Annotated in this window: 13 protein-coding genes; 11 read left to right on the top strand and 2 right to left on the bottom strand. The window is 53.2% G+C overall.

Features of this window, described 5'->3' with window-relative positions; all coding sequences use genetic code 11:
• Positions 1-508 precede the first annotated feature (508 nt).
• Positions 509-1,501: a UDP-glucose 4-epimerase GalE gene (galE, locus tag I6J23_RS08265; RefSeq protein WP_204581636.1), complete on the top strand. Its 993-nt coding sequence runs from the start codon at positions 509-511 to the stop codon at positions 1,499-1,501.
• A gap of 52 nt (positions 1,502-1,553) precedes the next feature.
• Here the strand turns inward: galE and I6J23_RS08260 are convergent, their stop codons facing one another.
• A complete protein-coding gene (locus tag I6J23_RS08260) occupies positions 1,554-3,293 on the bottom strand; it encodes a hypothetical protein (protein ID WP_204581635.1) in 1,740 nt (579 codons plus the stop codon).
• Positions 3,294-3,645: 352 nt separating this feature from the next.
• On the opposite strand from I6J23_RS08260, the gene I6J23_RS08255 reads away from it, so the two are divergent.
• Both I6J23_RS08255 and I6J23_RS08250 read left to right on the top strand, forming a co-directional pair.
• Positions 3,646-4,770, top strand: coding sequence for a PAC2 family protein (locus I6J23_RS08255; RefSeq protein ID WP_430516400.1), 1,125 nt, complete (start codon positions 3,646-3,648; stop codon positions 4,768-4,770).
• Positions 4,771-4,792: 22 nt separating this feature from the next.
• Positions 4,793-7,345, top strand: a complete 2,553-nt coding sequence (locus I6J23_RS08250; RefSeq protein ID WP_204581632.1) for a DEAD/DEAH box helicase — start codon at positions 4,793-4,795, stop codon at positions 7,343-7,345.
• Positions 7,346-7,386: 41 nt separating this feature from the next.
• On the opposite strand, the gene I6J23_RS08245 is transcribed toward I6J23_RS08250, so the two are convergent.
• Positions 7,387-8,343, bottom strand: coding sequence for a hydrogen peroxide-inducible genes activator (locus I6J23_RS08245; RefSeq protein ID WP_204581631.1), 957 nt, complete (start codon positions 8,341-8,343; stop codon positions 7,387-7,389).
• A 119-nt stretch (positions 8,344-8,462) separates the two neighbouring features.
• Here I6J23_RS08245 and I6J23_RS08240 point away from each other — a divergent pair, with 119 nt between their 5' ends.
• The 8 genes from I6J23_RS08240 (at position 8,463) to hrpA (ending at position 20,731) form a co-directional block, all read left to right on the top strand.
• Complete coding sequence (locus tag I6J23_RS08240) at positions 8,463-9,059, top strand: peroxiredoxin (RefSeq protein WP_012731717.1); 597 nt, start codon at positions 8,463-8,465, stop codon at positions 9,057-9,059.
• A 75-nt stretch (positions 9,060-9,134) separates the two neighbouring features.
• Positions 9,135-9,659, top strand: coding sequence for a carboxymuconolactone decarboxylase family protein (locus I6J23_RS08235; RefSeq protein ID WP_204581630.1), 525 nt, complete (start codon positions 9,135-9,137; stop codon positions 9,657-9,659).
• Between the two features lie 228 nt (positions 9,660-9,887).
• Positions 9,888-10,823: an ATP-binding cassette domain-containing protein gene (locus I6J23_RS08230; RefSeq protein WP_343287135.1), complete on the top strand. Its 936-nt coding sequence runs from the start codon at positions 9,888-9,890 to the stop codon at positions 10,821-10,823.
• Entirely contained in the window at positions 10,814-11,551 is a 738-nt protein-coding gene (locus I6J23_RS08225) for an ATP-binding cassette domain-containing protein (RefSeq protein ID WP_204581628.1), read from the top strand. The genes I6J23_RS08230 and I6J23_RS08225 overlap by 10 nt, the downstream gene beginning before the upstream one ends.
• A gap of 1 nt (position 11,552) precedes the next feature.
• Positions 11,553-12,917, top strand: coding sequence for an MFS transporter (locus tag I6J23_RS08220; RefSeq protein ID WP_204581627.1), 1,365 nt, complete (start codon positions 11,553-11,555; stop codon positions 12,915-12,917).
• Complete coding sequence (locus I6J23_RS08215; RefSeq protein WP_204581626.1) at positions 12,914-14,461, top strand: ABC transporter substrate-binding protein; 1,548 nt, start codon at positions 12,914-12,916, stop codon at positions 14,459-14,461. Before I6J23_RS08220 ends, I6J23_RS08215 begins: the two co-directional genes overlap by 4 nt.
• Before the next feature lie 64 nt (positions 14,462-14,525).
• Positions 14,526-16,283 carry an ABC transporter permease subunit gene (locus tag I6J23_RS08210; RefSeq protein WP_204581625.1) on the top strand — a complete coding sequence of 586 codons (1,758 nt, stop codon included), beginning with the start codon at positions 14,526-14,528 and terminating at the stop codon, positions 16,281-16,283.
• Positions 16,284-16,447: 164 nt separating this feature from the next.
• Positions 16,448-20,731: an ATP-dependent RNA helicase HrpA gene (gene hrpA / locus I6J23_RS08205; RefSeq protein WP_204581624.1), complete on the top strand. Its 4,284-nt coding sequence runs from the start codon at positions 16,448-16,450 to the stop codon at positions 20,729-20,731.
• Positions 20,732-20,750: the final 19 nt, after the last annotated feature.

Here is a 20,750-nt window from a genome sequence, read left to right as displayed (position 1 = left end):
GGCTATCACTTCCCATGCATAGTCATGCAAACGACAGCCAAGGTTATGCATCTATCCTCATATGAAGGTAAAGCTTACTTGGTGTTAAGTCAACATTTTTCTGCCCCGTGCCTCCCCATCACTTCGCACTCGATCGAACTGAAAAGAAAACGCTCGCGTAACCGTGCGATTAGTGTGGCACCTGTTAACAATGTGGCGTAAAAAACCTGTTTTCGCGCCCTTTTCGCAGCCTTTTTAGGGGGTAATTATTCGAAGAGTTTTCCTCACAGTGTTGAGAAAATCACCCGCGACTTCTCAGTTTGTCGGAAGCATGTGCCATTCATACGCGCGCTAGACTTAGGATTCGCACTATAAAGCACCCAATAATGGCGGCTGAATCTCGCCCCGTTCCCTGAAGTGAACGCACATATAGGCCGTGCCGGTGGTACGTCGCGCCAAATCTGAGTGCCCCATATCGACAAACAACCAGGCTAAGGTTAACCACTCCGTACGAAAGGTGAAGGACAGTATGAAGATTCTCGTGACAGGTGGCGCAGGATACGTTGGCGGCACCGTCGCTAAAGTGCTCCTTGAACAGGGCCATTCTGTGACCGTTGTTGACGATCTCACGACGGGAAATACCGACCTTATCCCCGATGGGGCGAAATTTGTTCGTGGAGATGTCCGCGATGTCGCTGCAGACGTCCTCGCTGATGAAACCTTTGACGGCGTTGCCCACTTCGCCGCTCGTTCGCTCGTCGGCGAATCTGTTGAGAGGCCTCAAGATTACTGGCACCACAATGTTGTGACCACATTGACGCTCCTGGACGCGATGCGTCACTCTCATGTCAGTAACTTGGTTTTCTCGTCCACTGCTGCCACATACGGAGAACCCGAAACAGTTCCTATTACTGAAGAGTTTCCCACGCGGCCGACAAACCCATATGGTGCGACAAAGCTCGCGATCGATCACATGATCACGTCGTATGCCCATGCCTGCGGCTTAGGAGCGACATCGCTACGCTACTTCAATGTCGCCGGGGCCTACCACGGTCAAGGCGAAAACCGCCCCGTCGAGACTCATATCATTCCCATCATTCTTCAAGTAGCTCTGGGGCACCGTGAGCGAGTGAAAATCTTTGGCGACGACTGGCCGACGAAGGATGGCACATGCGTCCGCGATTATATTCACGTCAAGGACCTTGCCGACGCGCACCTCCTGGCACTTCACACTAACAAACCAGGTCAGCACAGGATTTACAATCTCGGTTCCGGCGACGGGTATTCGGTCCGTGACGTCATCGAGATGTGTCGACAAGTGACTGGTAATCCGATTCCCGCCGATATCTCTCCGCGCCGGGCCGGCGACCCCGCGATTCTTATAGCTTCCAGCGACAAGGCACGCCACGAGCTGGGGTGGAACCCGACACATACAGACCTCGAAACAATTGTGTCTACAGCGTGGGACTTCGCTCAATCACTCGGGGACCGTGCACATTCTTTGCCCAAGACAACGTCGTAGATAGCGCCAAACGCAACAACGCCATATGGAGCGTGCACGCTGTACGACTGCGTCACTCTCGTTTGGGCTCCGCATTGTCTTCGACAAGATAGTGCCCCCACCGCTGTAAGCGCCGAGCTGCTTGTACACCCTCAGACAATGTCGACGCCCATGGCTCGAAGGGGAATTTATGGAATTCGGTGATGATGGCGTCGAAATCGATTGCCCCTAGGATCGCTCCTATTACTCGTCGTTCAGTAGTGACTTCTATACCATGAGCTTCGAGGGCCTTGACGGTGGTCACGAGGTCCTCGAGCGATTCGATGCTCAAAGCGGTAAGAAGTGCTATACCCGAATCGGTTTTCTGCGCTCGATGAAGAGCTAGGAGCGAATAGGGCAACGACGCTCCCTCGTCGAATTTCTGTTCCTCTAAAGCGCGACGATAGGCAGTCCCTGCCAAGGATTCATGTTCATTCCGATCCATAATTCCCCACATGCATAGGGCAAATGAACGTGACTGGGATGGAAAGGCCTGGGCCGCACTCAAGAAAATATCTCGGAGAGTGTGCTGCAGTGGCGAGTAGCGGAGACCGTGGCTAATGTCACGCAAACTGCCAGTGTTGAGAGCTCGAATCCAGCGTTGAGCCACGACGGGGTCCCTGAAGTCAGGGTGTTTGTCCTCCGATGTTTTACTGGCTGCAATGTCGTCGGCTATGTCGCCGACCAGAGTGATGAAATCTCGAAAGCTATCAAGACATAGTGAGATTAGCTCTCTACTGCCTAGAGGCTTGTCGCTACCCAAAGCCGTATTACAGCGACTTCCATCCTCCAACGAAGTAGCGATGCGTTCGCACCCGTGCGGCTCCGAATTCACGTCCATATCGAAACCAGAGCCGGTACCACCGGTAAAGTGACTAATGAACTCGCGAATGTAGATATCGCTGAGCTGCGCTTCTTCGGCGATTTCGTTGCCTATCTCGCGCGAAAAGGGCAGTACCGATTCGTCTGCGTTAAATATGCCGGCCGCATCGCGTTCTGATAGCGATGGGTCCGTACTGGCGCGGAGGTCAGAGAACCAGCTCTTCAGGGCTTCACCATGACCGACACGCCCAGTGTCGTAAAAGCCGCCTGCGTCGAAAGACATCATGGCAAACGGGTTCCCTGCCCGGAGTGTGTCCAGACCAATGACTGCGGTGACCTCGACACCTCTCGACCATAAAGTCGACATAATGGTGGTGATTGCCCGGATCCTGTCTGCAGATCCGTATTTAACGTGATCATCGACAGTTACCATTGCGCCGAGGCCGTCGTCGCCTATGTGCTTTATGACGTGGCCGGAAGTGAGTGTCGCGCCGGACAGCTCGGCGCTCGATCCTCCTGCGGTTCTCACCCACTGCTTATAACCGTTATAGAGTTTCCCGGATTGGGCATCCTTTAACACCGACGCCACGAGATCGAAGGCTCCAGGTTCATCGATAATTAACCAGCATGCTGACGAGAGAGGGGTATCAAGGGAATTCAGCGCACGGTCGAAGCTATCTGCATTGTCAACTGGAGCAGTGAGTACCCAAACTCCGCTAGACATCTGTTTTGATGGAGATTTTTCCTGATCAACGAAGGTCTTCGCATTACCACGATTCTGGGAGGAAGAGTCGCCGATCAGGATCAGGTTTTTCGTGGTTGAGTTATCTCCGAGTATTCGTGGCAAAGCTCCAAGAACAGCGCCGACGGTGTCAGAAGATGGGCGGGGACGGGTAAAAATGGAAAATGCGTCGAACGGACCGGTATTACACGAGGAATGGCAATCTGTCATGGCCGCTAGTCTGGCAATTGAAGTGGAACCGTTACCTCAGAGACGCCGGTAAAACTGCGTACGCTGTGGATAACTATTATCCTGTGGACAACTTGTAAAGCACCACCGATCATGGCCTCACACTAAGCGCGAGAAGTACCGTGTCCGTCACTATTATCGCTATTATTGTGAACTAGTGTCGATACGGGACGATATGTGGCGGTACACAGAAAGAGGCACTGCCAGGCTGAATTTCTGGAATACCACTACTTATCATGGCGTTGTGGGTAGTGTCGCGTTAAAATCTACCCTTTTAAATATCGAGTAATTAAACGACGAAATCGACAAATGATATCGAGGACTAATAATGACAATGGATAACGACGAAACGATGTACGAGCTTGAATATCCTGAGCCAGAAACGAAATCCGACGCTAATAATGGGCTATCACTCATCGTAGCGCTTCAAGGCTACGCTGATGCTGGCCAAGCTATTGATAATGCAGGATCGCATATAAAAGCAGCCTTGGAGCATGCGCCATTAGCGACGTTTAATAACGACCTCCTTATTGATTATCGTTCACGGCGGCCTGCCGTTCATATCGTCGACAATGAGTTAGCACCGGCCGAAAAAACAGAACTCTCCCTAGATGTTGTGCGTGATAATGCAGGAACACCATTCCTTCTTTTATCCGGCCCCGAACCCGACTTACGGTGGGATGCATTTACGGAGGCAGTCACTGACCTGTCTAAACGTTTCCAAGTGACAAAGGCGGTTAGTCTCTATTCCGCTCCGATGCCGGTTCCCCACACCCGCCCGCTGATCGTGACCCAGCATGGATCATACAAATCAGATCCGCTCCGATACCCCCGCTTTGATGGACGTATTACTGTACCGGGATCCGCTCAGCTCGAGCTCGAAATGAAAATGGCCAAAGAAGGTATTGACACAGCAGGCTTTACGGCCCATGTCCCTCACTACGTTGCCGCCTCTGAATACCCGTCTGCAGTGGTCAAGCTCCTCCAGGCTGTGGAGGAAACAGCGGGTGTTTCTATCCCCTTGCAAGCTTTAGAGCGAGAGTCGGAAAAAGTTGAGCGCGAACTTGAAGAACAAGTTGAAGAGTCGGGTGAAATAGCCGCCGTCGTCCATGCCCTCGAAGCGCAATATGATCAAGAAACTGCACGGTATCGAGAGCGCCATGACCGCGGTCTTCTTAGCTCTGATGGTGAGGTTCCCACTGGCGATGAAATCGGCGCAGAACTAGAAAAGTTCCTTGCGCAGGTTAACCGCGATAAGGATTCTCAGGATAAAGGTGCTGGGACCTCGCCCGAGTCGGATCATCCCCGTTCTCGTAACGACGACGGGACTGGTTCTCCGACTGACACGGGCCGTACATCAGATACCGGCTTGGACGATCACAGTGATTATGACGATGACCACGGCGATGGCGACCATCGGCCACACTCCGATGGAGGCGATGACTCAGACGAAGCCTAGACGAGACGAATAGGATAGAGCCGTGAACCTAGCTAGTTACCTTCCCGACCTTGCTGACGTCCCCGAGTCTTTATACGACGAAGCAATTTCTGATTCATTTCGAAGCTGGGTTCGCTCTCGAGGAATTACTCTCTTTCCTGCACAAGAGGAAGCAATCCTCGGAACAGAAGCCGGTGATAATGTCATCGTCGCTACACCCACCGGCTCTGGAAAATCACTTGTCGCCTTATATGCGCATTTCTTCGCCCTTGCGCATGACAGGCGAACATTCTATACAGCACCAATCAAAGCTCTGGTCAATGAAAAATTCTTCTCACTATGCGACGCATTTGGTGCGAAAAATGTCGGGATGATGACAGGAGATGCCACCGTCAATGGCAAAGCTCCGATTATTTGCGCAACTGCCGAGATCGTAGCCAATATTGCCCTACGCGATGGTCCGGATGCTGAGATAGACCAGGTAGTGATGGATGAGTTCCATTACTATTCCGATCCCCAGCGAGGGTGGGCATGGCAAGTTCCACTCCTTGAACTTCCATCAACACAATTTATTTTGATGTCTGCGACCTTGGGAGACACAACTTTCCTGCGTAAAGACTTAAGCGCTCGAACGGGACGGGATACAGATCTCGTTGACGGAACCGAGAGGCCCGTTCCCCTATCTTTTTCGTACGTCTACACGCCTATTCACGAAACAATTGAGACGCTTATTAAAGAGGATAAGGCGCCCATCTATATTGTTCACTTCTCCCAACGTGAAGCAGCAGAGCGTGCTCAAGCACTCAAAGGGCATGTGAAGATTTCCGCGGAGACGAAGGAAAACATTCGTGAAACAATCGGAGACTTTCGTTTTTCCTCGGCATTCGGGCGTCAATTATCCGGCCTCGTTCGTCAAGGTATTGGCGTTCACCACGCGGGCATGCTGCCGAAATATCGTCGCCTCGTCGAAAAGCTTGCCCAAGCAGGCTTACTAACAGTGATTTGCGGAACCGACACACTCGGCGTGGGGATCAATGTTCCCATCCGCACTGTGCTTTTTAGCGGACTTGCGAAATACGACGGTCAACGCCACCGAGTGTTACGTTCCAGGGAGTTTCACCAAATTGCCGGACGAGCCGGTCGCGCTGGTTTTGATACGGCCGGTTATGTCGTTATCGAAGCACCTGAACACGAAATTGAGAATTACCAGGCACGGCAAAAGGCCGGGAGCGATCCCAAAAAACTTAAGAAGCTGAGGAAGAAATCAGCACCTGAAGGTCGCGCAACATGGGCCGAAAGCACCTATGAACGCCTTATTAACGCTGAGCCAGAACAAATGACCAGCCAATTTACGGTATCTAGTTCCATGCTGCTCAACGTTCTGTCCCGACCGGGAAACGGCTTTGAGGCCATGAAACACCTACTGCGCGGCAATCACGAAAGCCGTGCAAAACAAAACCGGCATATTCATATGGCTATTGATCTATTCAAAGGCCTCAAGCAAGCCGGAATAATCGAGCAATCTGAGACACCAGATGAAACTGGTCGTTATTGCCACGTGACCGACGAATTGCAACGTGACTTTGCATTAAACCAACCGCTATCACCATTCGCCGTCGCTGCTTTGGAGATTCTCGATCCTGATAGCGAGACTTTTACGCTCGATATCATCAGCGTGATGGAGTCGATTCTCGACGAACCAACTCCGCTACTTCGAGCTCAAGAAAAGAAAGAGCGAGGTGAAGAAATTGCGGCGCTCAAAGCGGAGGGCGTCGACTATACCGAACGAATGGCGATAGTCGAGGACATTACGTGGCCGATGCCCCTCAAAGAGGAGCTTGACGAGGCATTTGAGGCATATAGTGAAGGACACCCCTGGGCGCGAGAATTTTCCCTCTCCCCCAAGTCTGTTGTGCGCCACATGATTGAGCGTGCAATGAACTTCTCCGACCTCATTGCAGCTTATGGTTTAGCCAGATCAGAAGGAGTCATTCTTCGTTATCTCACCGACGCCTGGCGGACGTTGCTCAACACGGTCCCCGCGGAGTATCACACTGATGAGTTAGACGACATTATTGATTGGCTATCCGAACTCATTATCCAAGTCGACTCGTCACTATTAGATGAATGGAACCGTATGGCGGATCCTGATACTCCGATTACCGATAAAGAAGTTGAAGAACGGGCTTTCGGTGACGGTAGTGAACATGCACTCACTGCCAGTACGCGGGCATTTACGCGCATGGTTCGGAACGTCTTCTTCCGTTTTGTTGAGCTCTTTGCCTTTGAGAAAGAGGACGAACTCGATGAGCTTACCGACCGCGTAGCAACCGAAGATCTAGCTGACACTCCCGATTGGCCAGCAGCACTCGACGATTACTTCGACAATTTCGCTGATTTAGGCGTGGACGCATCTGCACGGTCCGCGGACATGATCATCATCAAAGAAAACGGGCGTTCGTGGTCGGTTCGACAAATTATCGACGACCCAGATGGCAATCACGACTGGGCTATTACCGGGACCGTCGATCTTGATGCGTCCGATGAGGCCGGCGATGTTCGGCTCTCTGAGCTCAGCATCGTTGAGGGCGATTAGCCACAAGATCAGTAGCTTTCACCCCAATCGCGACGCCTCAATCAGGACAAAGCATTCGCGTTCCGCGACACTTCTTCGAAAGCCCGCGTAATCTGACGGCCGATGTGCTGGAACTGCTCTCCCCTACTTGGAGACGTACTGGAGCGATAAGCCAGTCCGATTTCGCGATGACAGGGCACAGACCCTTTCTTGAACTTCGCGATCGCGATATTCTCCTGGCGTCCTTCCACGGGCAGAGCGGAAGCAGGCACCAATGTGGAACCCAATCCACCAGCCACACATTGCACAACCGTCGTCAAACTAGCGACTCGTGTGACAGCCTGGTTTGCTTTTGATCCCTTGCCGGTACGGCGGCATAAATCCAGAACTTGATCACGTAAACAGTGCCCGTCGTCAAGAAGAAGAAGGTTGAGATCCTCCAACACCTTTGGGTCAACGTTTGTTTTACCAGCTAATTCGTGCCCCTCTGGTACGACGAGGAAGAAGTCTTCGTCATAGAGGTGCTGCTCGATTAGTCCACTCTCACCGGATGGGAGGGCAAAAACGGCGACATCGATCGTTCCTTGTTTCAGGCTTTCAACTAAATGGTGGGTTTGTTCTTCGACGATATTCGGCTGAACTTCCGGCATCTCAAGGTTGATGAGTTGAAGAAGGTGCGGCAGGATATATGGCGCGATGGTGGGGATAATTCCGATCGTGATCGGACCCGAGGGGGAATCGCTGACACCTCGAGCATGGGCGACGAAATCGTCGGTAGTATCCAAGGCTGCCCGTGCGTAAGGAAGGAGAGCTTGCCCAGCCGAGGTGACAATGACTTTCCGTGTTGAGCGTTCAATAAGCTGTAGGTTCAGGCCGCTCTCGAGAGCGACGAGAGCCTGCGACAGGGACGGCTGCGAAATCCCCAAACGCGCTGCTGAAGTACTAAAGTGACGGTGCTCCGCGATGGTCACGAAGGCACGAAGTTGAGCGATTGTCGGGCGATACTCTCTATTATTCATGGTTATAACTGTACACTAGATATTTAAGTTTTACCTCTTGACACACCCGATAAATCATGCCATGCTTTATAGCGTCAGATAATTAACCAATCGATGACGCTAACCAGTAGGAGGAAGCAATGGCATTGCTGACCATCGGTGACCAGTTCCCTGATTTCGAATTGACCGCGCTGAAGGGTGGAGACCTGCGCGAGGTCAACGCCAACCAGCCCGAAGACTACTTCGAGGAGATCAACAACCAGTCCTATGAGGGCAAGTGGCGTGTCATCTTCTTCTACCCGAAGGACTTCACTTTCGTATGCCCCACCGAAATCGCAGCATTCGGCAAGCTGAATGACGAGTTCGAAGATCGCGATACCCAGATCCTCGGTGGCTCCGTCGACAACGAGTTCTCCCACTTCAACTGGCGTGCAACCCACCCAGATCTGAAGACGATTCCGTTCCCGATGATTTCCGATATCAAGCACGACCTCATCAAGGCCCTCGGTGTTGAGAATGCCGACGGTGTTGCAGACCGCGCTACCTTCATCGTCGACCCTGACAACGTCATCCAGTTCGTGTCCGTCACCCCGGACGCTGTTGGTCGTAACGTCGACGAGGTCCTGCGTGTTCTCGATGCACTTCAGTCTGAAGAGGTTTGCGCCTGCAACTGGCAGAAGAATGACCCCACCAAGAACATCGACAAGATGGATGTTCTCAACGAAGAGCTGAAATAAGGACTCACTTTCAGCTTCGTTCGACTGTCTCAGTCGTCACCGAAACTATCTCGCCATCACTAAGGACGGTTCATAATGGCACTTGATAACCTTAAAGAGGGTCTCCCGGAGTACGCGAAAGACCTCAAACTGAACTTGGGCACCCTCTCACGCTCGACCGAGCTGTCGGAGCAGCAGCTCTGGGGCACCTTCCTCGCGACTGCTGCAGCAACGCGGAATGACACCATCATCTCGGAAATTGCTGAGGAAGCATCGCAGCACCTGTCAGATGAGTACGTCAACGCTGCCTATGGTGCAGCATCGATCATGGCCATGAACAATGTCGCATATCGCGCGAAGTCGTTCCTCGGCTCGGACTATGCCCAGGTCCGCATGGGTCTACGGATGAACATCATCAACAAGTCCGGGATCGACAAAGTCGATTTCGAGCTCATGACTCTTGCCGTGTCGACCATCAACGGTTGCCAGGACTGCACCAAAGCTCACGAGAAAACGGTGACGAGTGAAGGCCTAACCAAGGAACAGGTTTTCGAGGCCGTCAAGATTGCCGCGACTATTCAGGGTGTGGCACAGGCAATTCAAATCGAAGCTGCTCGTTAGAGTTTCGTGTGACACTCTAAGTCTCTCTTCCCTGGCGTTCGGTACGCCAGGGATTTTTCATTTTCAAGTGCATGTCATGATTGCGCGACCGCGCCAGATGTTACCGAACCTCCCCCCTGCCCCCCTTATTTGTTCTCCTTGCTTTACTTTATCGACAATTGTTTGCGGTTGTTTTAAGATCTTCTACGTCCGACGCTTAACCCTAGGTACTGAGGAGAACGTAAGCCTGTGGCCCGGCCCGCGCATCTCAGCACGACACGTCGCACTCCTGGAGATTTAGATTCCTCCGAGGAGTCCGTACACGTCCCTCAACCCTCCCATTCTCCTCGTTCGACCCACTTTCCTGACTCGATTATCTTCAGAGATTTCTCGATCGCTCCACTAAACATCAAATCGACTACTAGTTCGGCCGATCCTCGTTCTTCTCAGTCGCTAGTGCATATCAGTGAGCTGCATATAAACCCCGGGGAATGGGTTGTCGTCTCAGGGCAATCCGGAGCAGGCAAAAGCCTCTTCCTCAACTCGATTATCGATGCCGGCACACGGTCATCAGTAAATTCAGCACGCCAACAACATTCCCACCACGCGGGAATACAAACCACGGGTTACTGTTCAGTTTCAGGAACCCTTGGCTTTTGTGCTCAAAATTCCTCCACGTCACTTGATCCTCTTACCCCTGTGGGGACACAAATTTCATACGCCCTTCCGAGAGAATCCCGAAGAGACGCAATCGATCATGCTGATGCCTTGCTTAGTCGCGTCGGGTTGGATGGCTCCCGTTACCCCCTGGAATTATCCGGCGGCCAACGGCAGAGGGCCTCTCTTATCCTCGCATTAATACACCAACCCAACGTCCTTATCGCAGATGAAGTGACCAGTGCGCTGGATCCCGTCACTTCGTTAGCGATAAGGGATATATTGTGCGAGTTTTACGACGTCAACCACCCAACAATCGTGATGGCGACGCATGACGTGGCTGGTTTCCTTCCCTTAGCAACACGGCATTTGCACATTGATGACGGTGTTCTCGTCGACCATACGCACAATGAAGATAAACTTTCTGCTTCCTCTTCCGCAGGGCCTGAGCAAGGTGACAAAACCCATCTCGGCGTCCCCTCTCGCTCCTTTGAATCTCATGGTCACGGAGGAGCCACATGCCGATAATCTCGCTCCCCAACCACTCGTCAGAGCTGACTGGATCTTCTCTTGTCTCTTTACATGACGCCACGTGTGAAGGGCGGTTTCACCATTGTTCGTGCGATCTCTACGCCGGCGAAAAAGTGGGGTTCGTCGGGAGGTCGGGCTCGGGAAAGACCAGCCTCCTACGAGCGATAATGGGCAGCCTTCCATTAGACGACGGCGATCGCATAGCGCCTGACCACCGTGGCTGGTGTGCGTTTGTTCCACAACAACCTGATGCCACCTTGCATCCTCTTATGACGGTTCAATCCATCATCCGAGAAGCGACGCTGATCGCAGGAGTAAAAGCGCCAGACTATGAAGAACTCGTGGACTCGTTAGGGCTCCCCACGGATGTTCTACATCGGCGGCCTCACCAGTTATCCGGAGGTCAACGTCAACGTGTTGCTTTAGCTCGCGCGCTAGCAACCCGCCCCTCCGTCGTACTTGCTGATGAGATTGTGTCCGCCCTCGACGCAAAGAGCGCGACAACAACCATGAGCGTTCTAAGCGCTTACCAGCAACAATCGTCGTGCGCAGTGGCGGTAACAGGGCATGACTTTAGGTTCATGGTTTCAACGTGTGACCGCATCATCGTTCTTGACGATGGTCGCATTGTTGATAATCAAGCCGCAACAAAGATTGATGAATCAGATGTTCCACAGACCGCAGAATTGATTCACGCCGATCGAGTTTTTCGAGGAGGTGCATGACATGAAGTTCTTGTCGCTATTTGGTGATCGTCGGAGCTCTGGACAACCGCTCCCCGCGTACATTTATTTACTGTTGATCAGCCAACTACTGTTCAATATCGGTTTCTACATTGTCGTGCCCTTCTTAGCGGTCGTCCTTGCAGACGGTTTTGCTCAGGCCGGGACAATGATCGGCTTAGTCCTAGGTTTACGAACATTCTCACAACAGGGGCTGTTCTTTCTCGGCGGAGGGCTTACAGATAAATACGGTGCACGTCCTGTCCTGCTGTCGGGAATCTCTCTCCGAGTGCTCGGCTTCATCACAACCGGGGTGACCAGCCATTACGCCACGGTCAATGGAAAGAGCGACAATCTTGCGAATACGTGGTCCCTCGTCGGGTTCATCGGTGGCGTCGTCATTATTGGCTTTGCTGCCGCGTTGTTCTCTCCCGCTGTCGAAACGTCCCTAGCTGACTCGGGTGCCCGCCTCGAAGCTCAAGGAACAAGCACCAGAGCCCATATCTTTGCCTTAGATTCCGCGTATTCAACCGTCGGTTCTGGCCTGGGCCCGTTTATTGGAGCGCTTCTCCTTCCACTCGGGTTCGACATCTGCTGCTACGCGGCAGCTACGATCTTTGTCTTCTTGGGCATCACCCACTTGATCATGCTCCCCACGTCAGTTCACCCGGCCCGGCGCGAACCGATCACACAAGACTGGAGCCATGTTCTCCGAGACCGCCGTTTTCTTGTGCTCGCTGCGGCATATTCCATGAGCCTCGTCGCCTATAACCAAATGTATCTTTCTTTGCCTGTGGAATTGACGCGAGGGACGGGATCGGATCAATCGATGGGGATTATGTTCCTCATTGCCGGAGTGTGGGTCATTATTCTCCAAGTCCCACTGGCGCGGATAGCGTCCCGGTATGAGCCCACGCGGGCGGTTTCCGTTGGTTTTCTCATCATGGCTAGCTCATTCATCATTGTCGCCGTGTGTGCACCGTGGTCCCGAAGTTTAGTTCCCGCCATCGCCTTCGTTGTCGTTCTCAATGTGGGCAACATGATTGTTAGTCCGATCGCACGCGACCTCGTCGGAGTCCACGCTAAAAACATCAAGTTGGGTACCTATTACGGAGTTCTCAATTCAGTCGGTGGGGCGGCCGTTCTTATCACTTCACCACTTCTCGGAGAGCTATTAAACAATGCCTACCACCCCACTCAATCAGCGATGCTTCCATGGATCGTTCTTACTGCCGGGATGATTGGTGCTGCCATCACTATTTATTTATGGGGACGCCGCACGGCGAGGCCTGCACAGCAGCTACGTCATGCGGACGCACCTGACAACTCATCACAGTTAACCCACCAGATAGAGGAGTTCTCATCATGAAACGACTGTCGCTATTACTTGCCATTCCTGTGGTCGCAACTGTACTTACCGGGTGCTTCACTAATTCGGACTCAACTGGTAGCGACGGGGCAACCGTCGGGTTAGCCTTTGCCCCCGTGGCAAGTATGTCGCCCTATTCCGACGACGCTGTTCTGGCGAGCCGGATGGGAGTCGGAGAAACGCTGGTCACGATGGGAAGCAATGGCGATATTATGCCTTCATTGGCCGAATCGTGGTCGAACGATTCCCCACGGTCGGTGACCTTTCACCTCCGCAGCGCTAAGTTCCATGATGGAAAGCCACTGACTTCCCACGCTGCGGTCACGAGCCTCACCCACGCGTGGAACGCCACCAACCGACCGAAAGCCCTAGGAAAAGCCAACCTTACTTTTGAAGCCTCCGACGACCACACCCTGGTGGTGACATCGGAAAAAGACGACCCTGTCCTGGTTCAGCGATTCGCCGACCCCGGAACAATGATTCTGTCACCTGATGCTTTTAACGACGAAAACAAGAAAGACGGGGGGAGCAACGATGATAAGGATACGGAAGCAAAAAAGGGAGCCTCTGAGGATCACGCACCAGACTTGGTGAAACACGGAACTGGACCATTTTCGCTCGACAAAAAAGCTAGCTCGACCCAGGCGGATTTGAAGGCAAATGGCGATTATTGGGGCGGAAAGCCGAAGCTCAATTCAATAACCGTCAAGTTCATGACCGATGCGAGTGCCCGTACGGCCGCTTTTCGTTCAGGCGAAGTACAGCTTGCCACGGCTATCCCCACCTCCCAAGTTTCAGAAATTGAAAATTCGGCAGGCGACTTAAAATCAACGCCACTTCCCCGTGCGGTCCTCCTCCACCTCAATACGAAGAAGGGCGCATTCACCGACCCTGGTTTACGAGCAGCGGCGCGTGAAGCTATCAACAGCAAAGCCATCACGGACTCCGTGTTTGAGGGAAAAGCGGATGCAGCAACCGATCACCTGTTCAATCCGGCTGAAGAATGGGCACGTACCCCGGATGATGCATCCACAAGCACTGTTCCTGCTACGCAACCGTCACAGCAAAAGATAAAGCTTGCCACATGGACAGAACGTGGCGAGCTACCAGAAGTCGCATCTATTGTTGCTGACCAACTTCGACATGCGGGATTCGTCGTAGATGTAACCACGAAAGATTACGATTCACTCGAAAGTAGCCTCCTTGACGGCCAGTTTGATGCTGTTATTGGGAGTCGTAATTACCTCATCGGTGCAGCTGATCCTGTCTCTTACCTGCAATCCGACTACACGTGTGATGGCACATACAACTTGTCACAGCTGTGTGATCCGGAGATTGAAGCACAAATCTCGCGGGCAGATGCAACGTCTGATCTCAGTGAACGACGCACACGCGCAGCTGAAGCGGGCGCGCGCATCGTTGCAGACAATGCGGTTATCCCCATCGCCTACCCGCGCGGTTACATCGCGATGAAGGGGATGAAAGACGTCAGCGTGGATTCATTTGAGCGGCAATTGCTCACCGCTCACAGTCAGCGTGACTAGCCCATCGGCGCACCCACTCCAATTTCTGTTGTCATTTCTACGGATCCGCTAAGTGCCCCTCATCATGTCTTCACGACCACGACACCGTGCTACACACTCGTACCGTTCCATCCTGGGCCTCACAGGAACAACTATCCTCATAGTGCTGGGAGGACTGTTGTTTGCTGCAGTCCTCCCGTGGCTTTCCGGGCGCGATATTGCAGTGTCTGTCTTTCGAGCACGTGAATCGGAGCGAACTCCAGATCCGGAAGTCATAGAAAATATCCGGAATGAACTAGATTTACCGTCGAACCCCCTCGAGGGTGTTCAGCGTTTCTTTATCGGTTTCATCCATCTCGATTTCGGTGTCTCATGGGTAAATCCATCTAATTCTGCATGGCACACTGTGTTGGCAGGATTCGGGCCATCCGTCTTCTTAGCAGGAACAGCCACTCTACTAGGCACCATGATCGCCTGCGCTCTGATCTGGCCACGGGTTTACGCCTACTCCCAGGGACGCAGATCCCACGCAGGTTTATTATCAAGCGCGGTTTTATCATCCGTCCCTGAATTCGTCCTTGCCAGTCTGCTCATTAGCTTCATTGCCATTCAGCTGGGATACTTACCCGCTACCGGATGGGATGGCCTGAGCTACGCAATTCTTCCGGTCATATCCCTAACCATCCCCATTTCAGGAATGCTCTCACGCATTCTGCTTATCGCCGTGGACACAGCAGCTAACGAGCCCTGGGTCCGGACCTGGTTGGTTAACGGGATCCCCGGTTACCGAGTTCGCAGAAGCCTCATCCGACGGGGTTTTGCAACTTTAACGCCACAAATCTTCCTCTTTTTCGCTGGCACTTTAGCGTCAACGGCCCTCGTGGAAAACATTTTTTCCATTCCTGGAATCGGAAGGATCGCTGTTCAAGCGGCAACCCATCAAGACGTACCCGTCATGCAAGCACTACTGACCGTAGTGCTCTTCATCGGCGTAGCGTGCGGATTCCTATCTCGATGCATCCATTACTTCATGATGCGTCCAGTTGCTCAATCCCACGACGCCGGACTCTCCCATGGGCACACACATATCGACGTCGGATGGACGCCACCACTATTGGCCATCATCCCCCTAGTATTCGCTCTCCTCCTCGGCAGCTTTCGGTCCTCGGCCATCACGCCCACAGCCCGCTTGGAGGCTCCCTCGTTTACGCATCCGCTGGGCACCGATCAAGTGGGACGGGATGTACTGGCCAGAATGGCTGACGGAGCAATACCCACCGTCGGAATCGCTCTTATTACGACCGCAGTATGCGTAGCCATCGGGGTCATTATTGGCCTCAGTGGGGACTGGGCACGCGTCCTCGGTGATACGTTAAACGCTCTCCCCGCTGTTTTTATCGGACTGGTTATTGCCTCCGTGTTTGGCACATCTGTATGGACTGCAGCCGTCGCCGTCATGGCTGTCGGTTGGATTCCGATCGCAGCACATTGCAGCGCGTTAGCCCTAGATATCCGACATCAAGGTCACTACGAATGGGCTCGAGATAGTGGCGCCGGACGGTGGAGATTGCTTGTTGTCCACACGATCCCCTTCGTCGTGCCCGCCGCGCTTCGCCACGGCGCAACCCGTCTAGGGCACAATATTTTGGCTCTCGCCGGACTAGCGTTTCTTGGGATCGGCGCCGGCCACGATTCTCCTCAGTGGGGTACGATGCTCAGCGAAGCTGCCCCATATGCCGATCGAGCCCTATGGTTTGTCCTTTCTCCGACATGTGCGCTCATTTTGGTCGGGCTATCGACGACTCTCCTTGCAGACCATATCGTTGGCCGACGCCGTTCTTAATTACCGAATGCTTAAACGCGTCGGTAATGTCGGCCAGGGCCTGTCGGCGGAAACACGCTTTATCCACTCGTACTTCGCGAGTCGTACTGTTTTCCTTGGTCGTGATTGCACCAGCAGCCGACTGCGGAAGCTAGGGTCGTCATCCAGGTAGACTGAGGGAAGTCATGACGAACAAATCCAACCGCCACACAACCGATGCCCAGACGAAAAACCCGTCGACACCCGACGCCACCTCCGAAGCGCCTTCTCGCAAAGAACTCTATGCACAACTGAGCGAGGTTAGTGCAGCTGATGAGCACCGATTTCGTCGACGTCTCAAAAAAGCTCGATCTGACCACGCACGGCACGCCATCGCTCGTGACTTAGCAGCGGCCCGGACCCAATTCGCCGCAAAAATCGCAACGCTCCCGACTATCAGCTATCCCCGTGATCTCCCCGTATCTCAGCGAGTCGACGACATTGCAGAGTCCATTCGAACGCACCAGGTCACTATCGTCGCTGGTGAAACCGGGTCCGGGAAAACAACACAGATACCCAAGATTTGTTTAGCCTTAGGGCGTGGCCGGAAGGGCATGATCGGGCATACCCAGCCGAGACGGTTAGCTGCGCGTACGGTAGCCGAACGAATCGCCAGTGAGACCGGCCAAGATATCGGTCAGAGCGTTGGGTACGCTATTCGTTTTGATGACCGTGTTGGCCCCTCAACAGCCATCAAGCTCATGACAGACGGCATTCTCCTAGCAGAAATGCAACGTGACCGCCTTTTGCGAGCTTATGACACGATCATTATTGACGAGGCTCACGAACGAAGCCTCAATATTGATTTCATTTTGGGCTATATCAAGCGGCTATTACCGCGACGCCCAGACCTTAAGGTCATTATCACCTCCGCGACGATCGACCCTGAAAAATTCGCACGTCACTTCGCGGATGCGGAGGGAAATCCGGCGCCAATAATCGAGGTGTCGGGACGAACCTACCCTGTTGAAATCCGATATAGACCCCCGTATATCGAACGCGAACGCAAGGACGGTTCTGTCAAGCGGGTTGAGAAAGATCCGCAGGAGGCTGTGTGTGAAGCATGTGAGGAGCTCATGGCTGCCGGGCCTGGGGATATTCTGTGTTTCTTCCCTAGTGAACGCGATATCCGCGAAGCCCATGACGCCATTGAGGCCAAGAAATGGCCTGGAGTTGAGGTCACTCCGCTCTTCGGGCGCTTATCCAACGCGGAACAGCACCGCGTCTTCAGCTCGCATCGTAGCCGTCGGATAGTACTTGCCACCAATATCGCTGAGACGTCGTTAACCGTTCCTGGGATTCACTATGTTGTCGATACCGGAACGGCACGTATTTCCCGCTACTCAACCCGGACGAAGGTCCAACGGTTACCTATTGAACCCATTAGTCAGGCGAGCGCGAATCAGCGATCAGGCCGTTCCGGGCGTATAGCGAAGGGCATTGCTATACGACTGTATTCCGAAGAAGACTTCAACTCGAGGCCAGAATTCACCGACCCCGAGGTTTTGCGCACCAATCTCGCCAGTGTGATCATCACGATGGCCTCCCTGCAGCTGGGCGATATCAATGAGTTCCCTTTCCTTGATCCGCCTGAACCGCGAGCTATTCGTGATGGCATGATGGTGCTCCATGAACTCGGCGCTTTAGGTGAAGGTGAGCGTGATGGCTCCCCGGTGCTGTCCCCCATTGGTCGTGAAATCTCCCGTATTCCTGTCGATCCCCGACTAGCTCGAATGCTGGTTGAAGCTCATCACCGTGATGTCGTGGAAGCCACTTCGGTCGTGATCGCCGCATTATCGATTCAAGATGTACGCGAGCGCCCGACCGACCATGAGCCCCAGTCGGATCAGGCTCACGCGCGGTTCAAGGACACGGAGAGCGACTTTATGTCTTACCTCCGCCTATGGGCATATCTAACGACCATCAAAAATCAGCTATCGGGCAATGCGTTCCGCAAGCGATGTCGTGCAGAATATCTCCACTACATGCGGATCCGGGAATGGATGGACTTCGTTCGACAACTACGCCGAGTCACTGAAGACTTGTCGTGGTCGTGGGATCAGAACCGCCTTAATCCTGTCATACCCAGCAGCAGCGACGAATCGACGACGCTACCGTCGCGGGGGTACGCCAAAACCACTAGTCAGAAGCACAGTGGACCGCAGTTCACGAATAAGCGCTCGCATTCGGGTAAAAAGACGAATTCCCACTCTGATAGCACTCATCCCGATATGCCGATGCTCGCCGTCGATTACGATGGGCTTCACCGATCTATTCTCTCGGGTCTTCTCTCTCAGGTTGGTCTGCGGAGCGATGTGAAAAAGGAGTATCAGGGCACTCGTGGGACGCGGTTCGTCATCTTCCCTGGCTCATCGCTGCATAAAAAACAGCCTCAATGGCTGATGGCGGCCGAAATTGTCGATACATCACGAATGTTCGCGCGTGATGCTGCCGCAATCCGACCGCGCTGGATTGAAGAACAAGCATCAGATTTGCTGCGCCATCAGTATTCAGAACCCCACTGGTCATGCAAACGATCTGCAGCGATGGCGTATCAACGGTCTACGCTGTGGGGTTTACCGGTTGTCACCGATCGGCCGATCTCCTACCACCGCATTAACCCGCGCGAAGCCAGAGAGATCTTTATTCGCAGTGCCCTCGTCGAAGGTGATTGGGTTACCCGACACGAATTCTTTCACCTCAATCGCGAAAAGCTAGCCACTGCCGGAGAACTTGAGGAAAAGACGCGTCGCCGTGACCTACTTATCGACGACGACACTCTGTACGACTTCTATGATTCGCGGATACCGGCCTCAGTAACGACGGGTCGTCACTTCGATTCTTGGTGGAAGAAGCAATCGAAAAAAGATCCTCATGTGCTTGATTTCGATCCTGACAAACTTCTCCATCCCGAAGCACAGACCATTAGCGAGGACGATTTTCCGGATCGGTGGAGAGCTCATTCCGCAGACCTCGAGCTGACGTATAAATTCGAACCCGGGGAAGACGACGATGGGGTCAGCGTGAGGATTCCACTCCCCATTATTGGATCGTTATCATGGGATGACCGGTTCGATTGGAATGTCCCCGGTTTACGGCGTGAACTAGTGACGGCCCTTATCCGCACCCTTCCGAAGCCACTGAGAACCACCGTTGTTCCTGCTCCCGACTTTGCGCGCCGAGCCATCGAGATCATGCATCCGTACGAGCAGCCACTGACTAACTCGCTTGCAGACGCTCTCAGAGCAGTCGGAGGCTCAGGCATGACTCCCTCCGACTTTGACGTCACTAAGCTTCCTCTTCATTTGAGGATGAATTTCCAGGCTGTCGATAGACACGGAAAGGTCATCGATCAAGATAGAGATCTTGAAGCGTTGAAGAAGCGGCAAAGTTCGGCGGCAACCCAAGCAATGTCTGCCGCATTCAAACGAAGTAAAGTCGGTTCGGCTCTTTATCAGAATCACTCTGACAACGATCTCTCACTTCACGATGTGCCGCGCACGCAGGCTGATTCCGGGAGCGGAACAGCTCGTACTTCCGATGAAGACGTCGCGACGATTGTTCCTAACCTCGGGAAAATATATACGGAATGGACTGATGAGAGCATCGGGACTCTCCCCGAGAGCGTTCACACCACGATCGATGGTCAACCAACGACAGCGTATCCAGCGCTCCGGGTCACGTCGAAGGGAATTGAGGTGGTGACCTCCGCCTCTCAGTCCATTGCCAATTCCCTGATGTTCACGGCAGTACTCACTCTATTAGTGCAGTCCATCAAAATTAATGAGAACCAAGCAGTTAAAGGGTTACCTCTACAGCAGCGAGTAGCGGTAGAGCACTATCCCCACGGGGGCCTGAGCGGACTGGTTAACGACTGCCGAGTCGCGGCGATCAAGGACGCCCTAGTGGATCATGGTGTCATTGAGCGATCTCCCGACGCCTTTGAAACACTGAAAAAAAAGATGTCGCACACGATCCCTTCGGCAACACGGCGCATGGTTGTTGCCATGGCACCGGGGCTCGTGGCTTATGAGGCTATGACTGAAGAAATAAAGAAGTGGGATGGGCCAGCTATCGACGACATCAATCGTCAGCTGAATATTCTTCTTCCTCCGAATGCGGTGACACGATATGGCACCGGCTATCTCAAGCATCTCCAACGATATATGAAAGCGGTTGAGATACGTCTAGAAAACATGGAGCGTGACCCTGACCGAGACGCGGACGGCCAGGAAGAGATTAATAACCTCGAACGCGCTTTCCGCTCAAAGCTCAAAGGACTCCCTCAGCAGCGCGCGAAGTCCCCTGAAGCACGAGCCATCATATTCTCTCTACAAGAACTACGCGTCCAAGTGTTCGCAGAACGGTTAGGCACCGCGCAAAAAGTGTCCCCCCAAAGAATTAATAAAGCCATCACAAAGCTCCATTAGGTCAGGCCCGATACCACGG

The organism is Corynebacterium kroppenstedtii (assembly GCF_016894245.1).
In the GTDB taxonomy this organism is placed as follows: domain Bacteria; phylum Actinomycetota; class Actinomycetes; order Mycobacteriales; family Mycobacteriaceae; genus Corynebacterium.
Note: the sequence above shows the minus strand (reverse complement) of the source record. Positions and strands in the feature narration are given on the sequence as shown.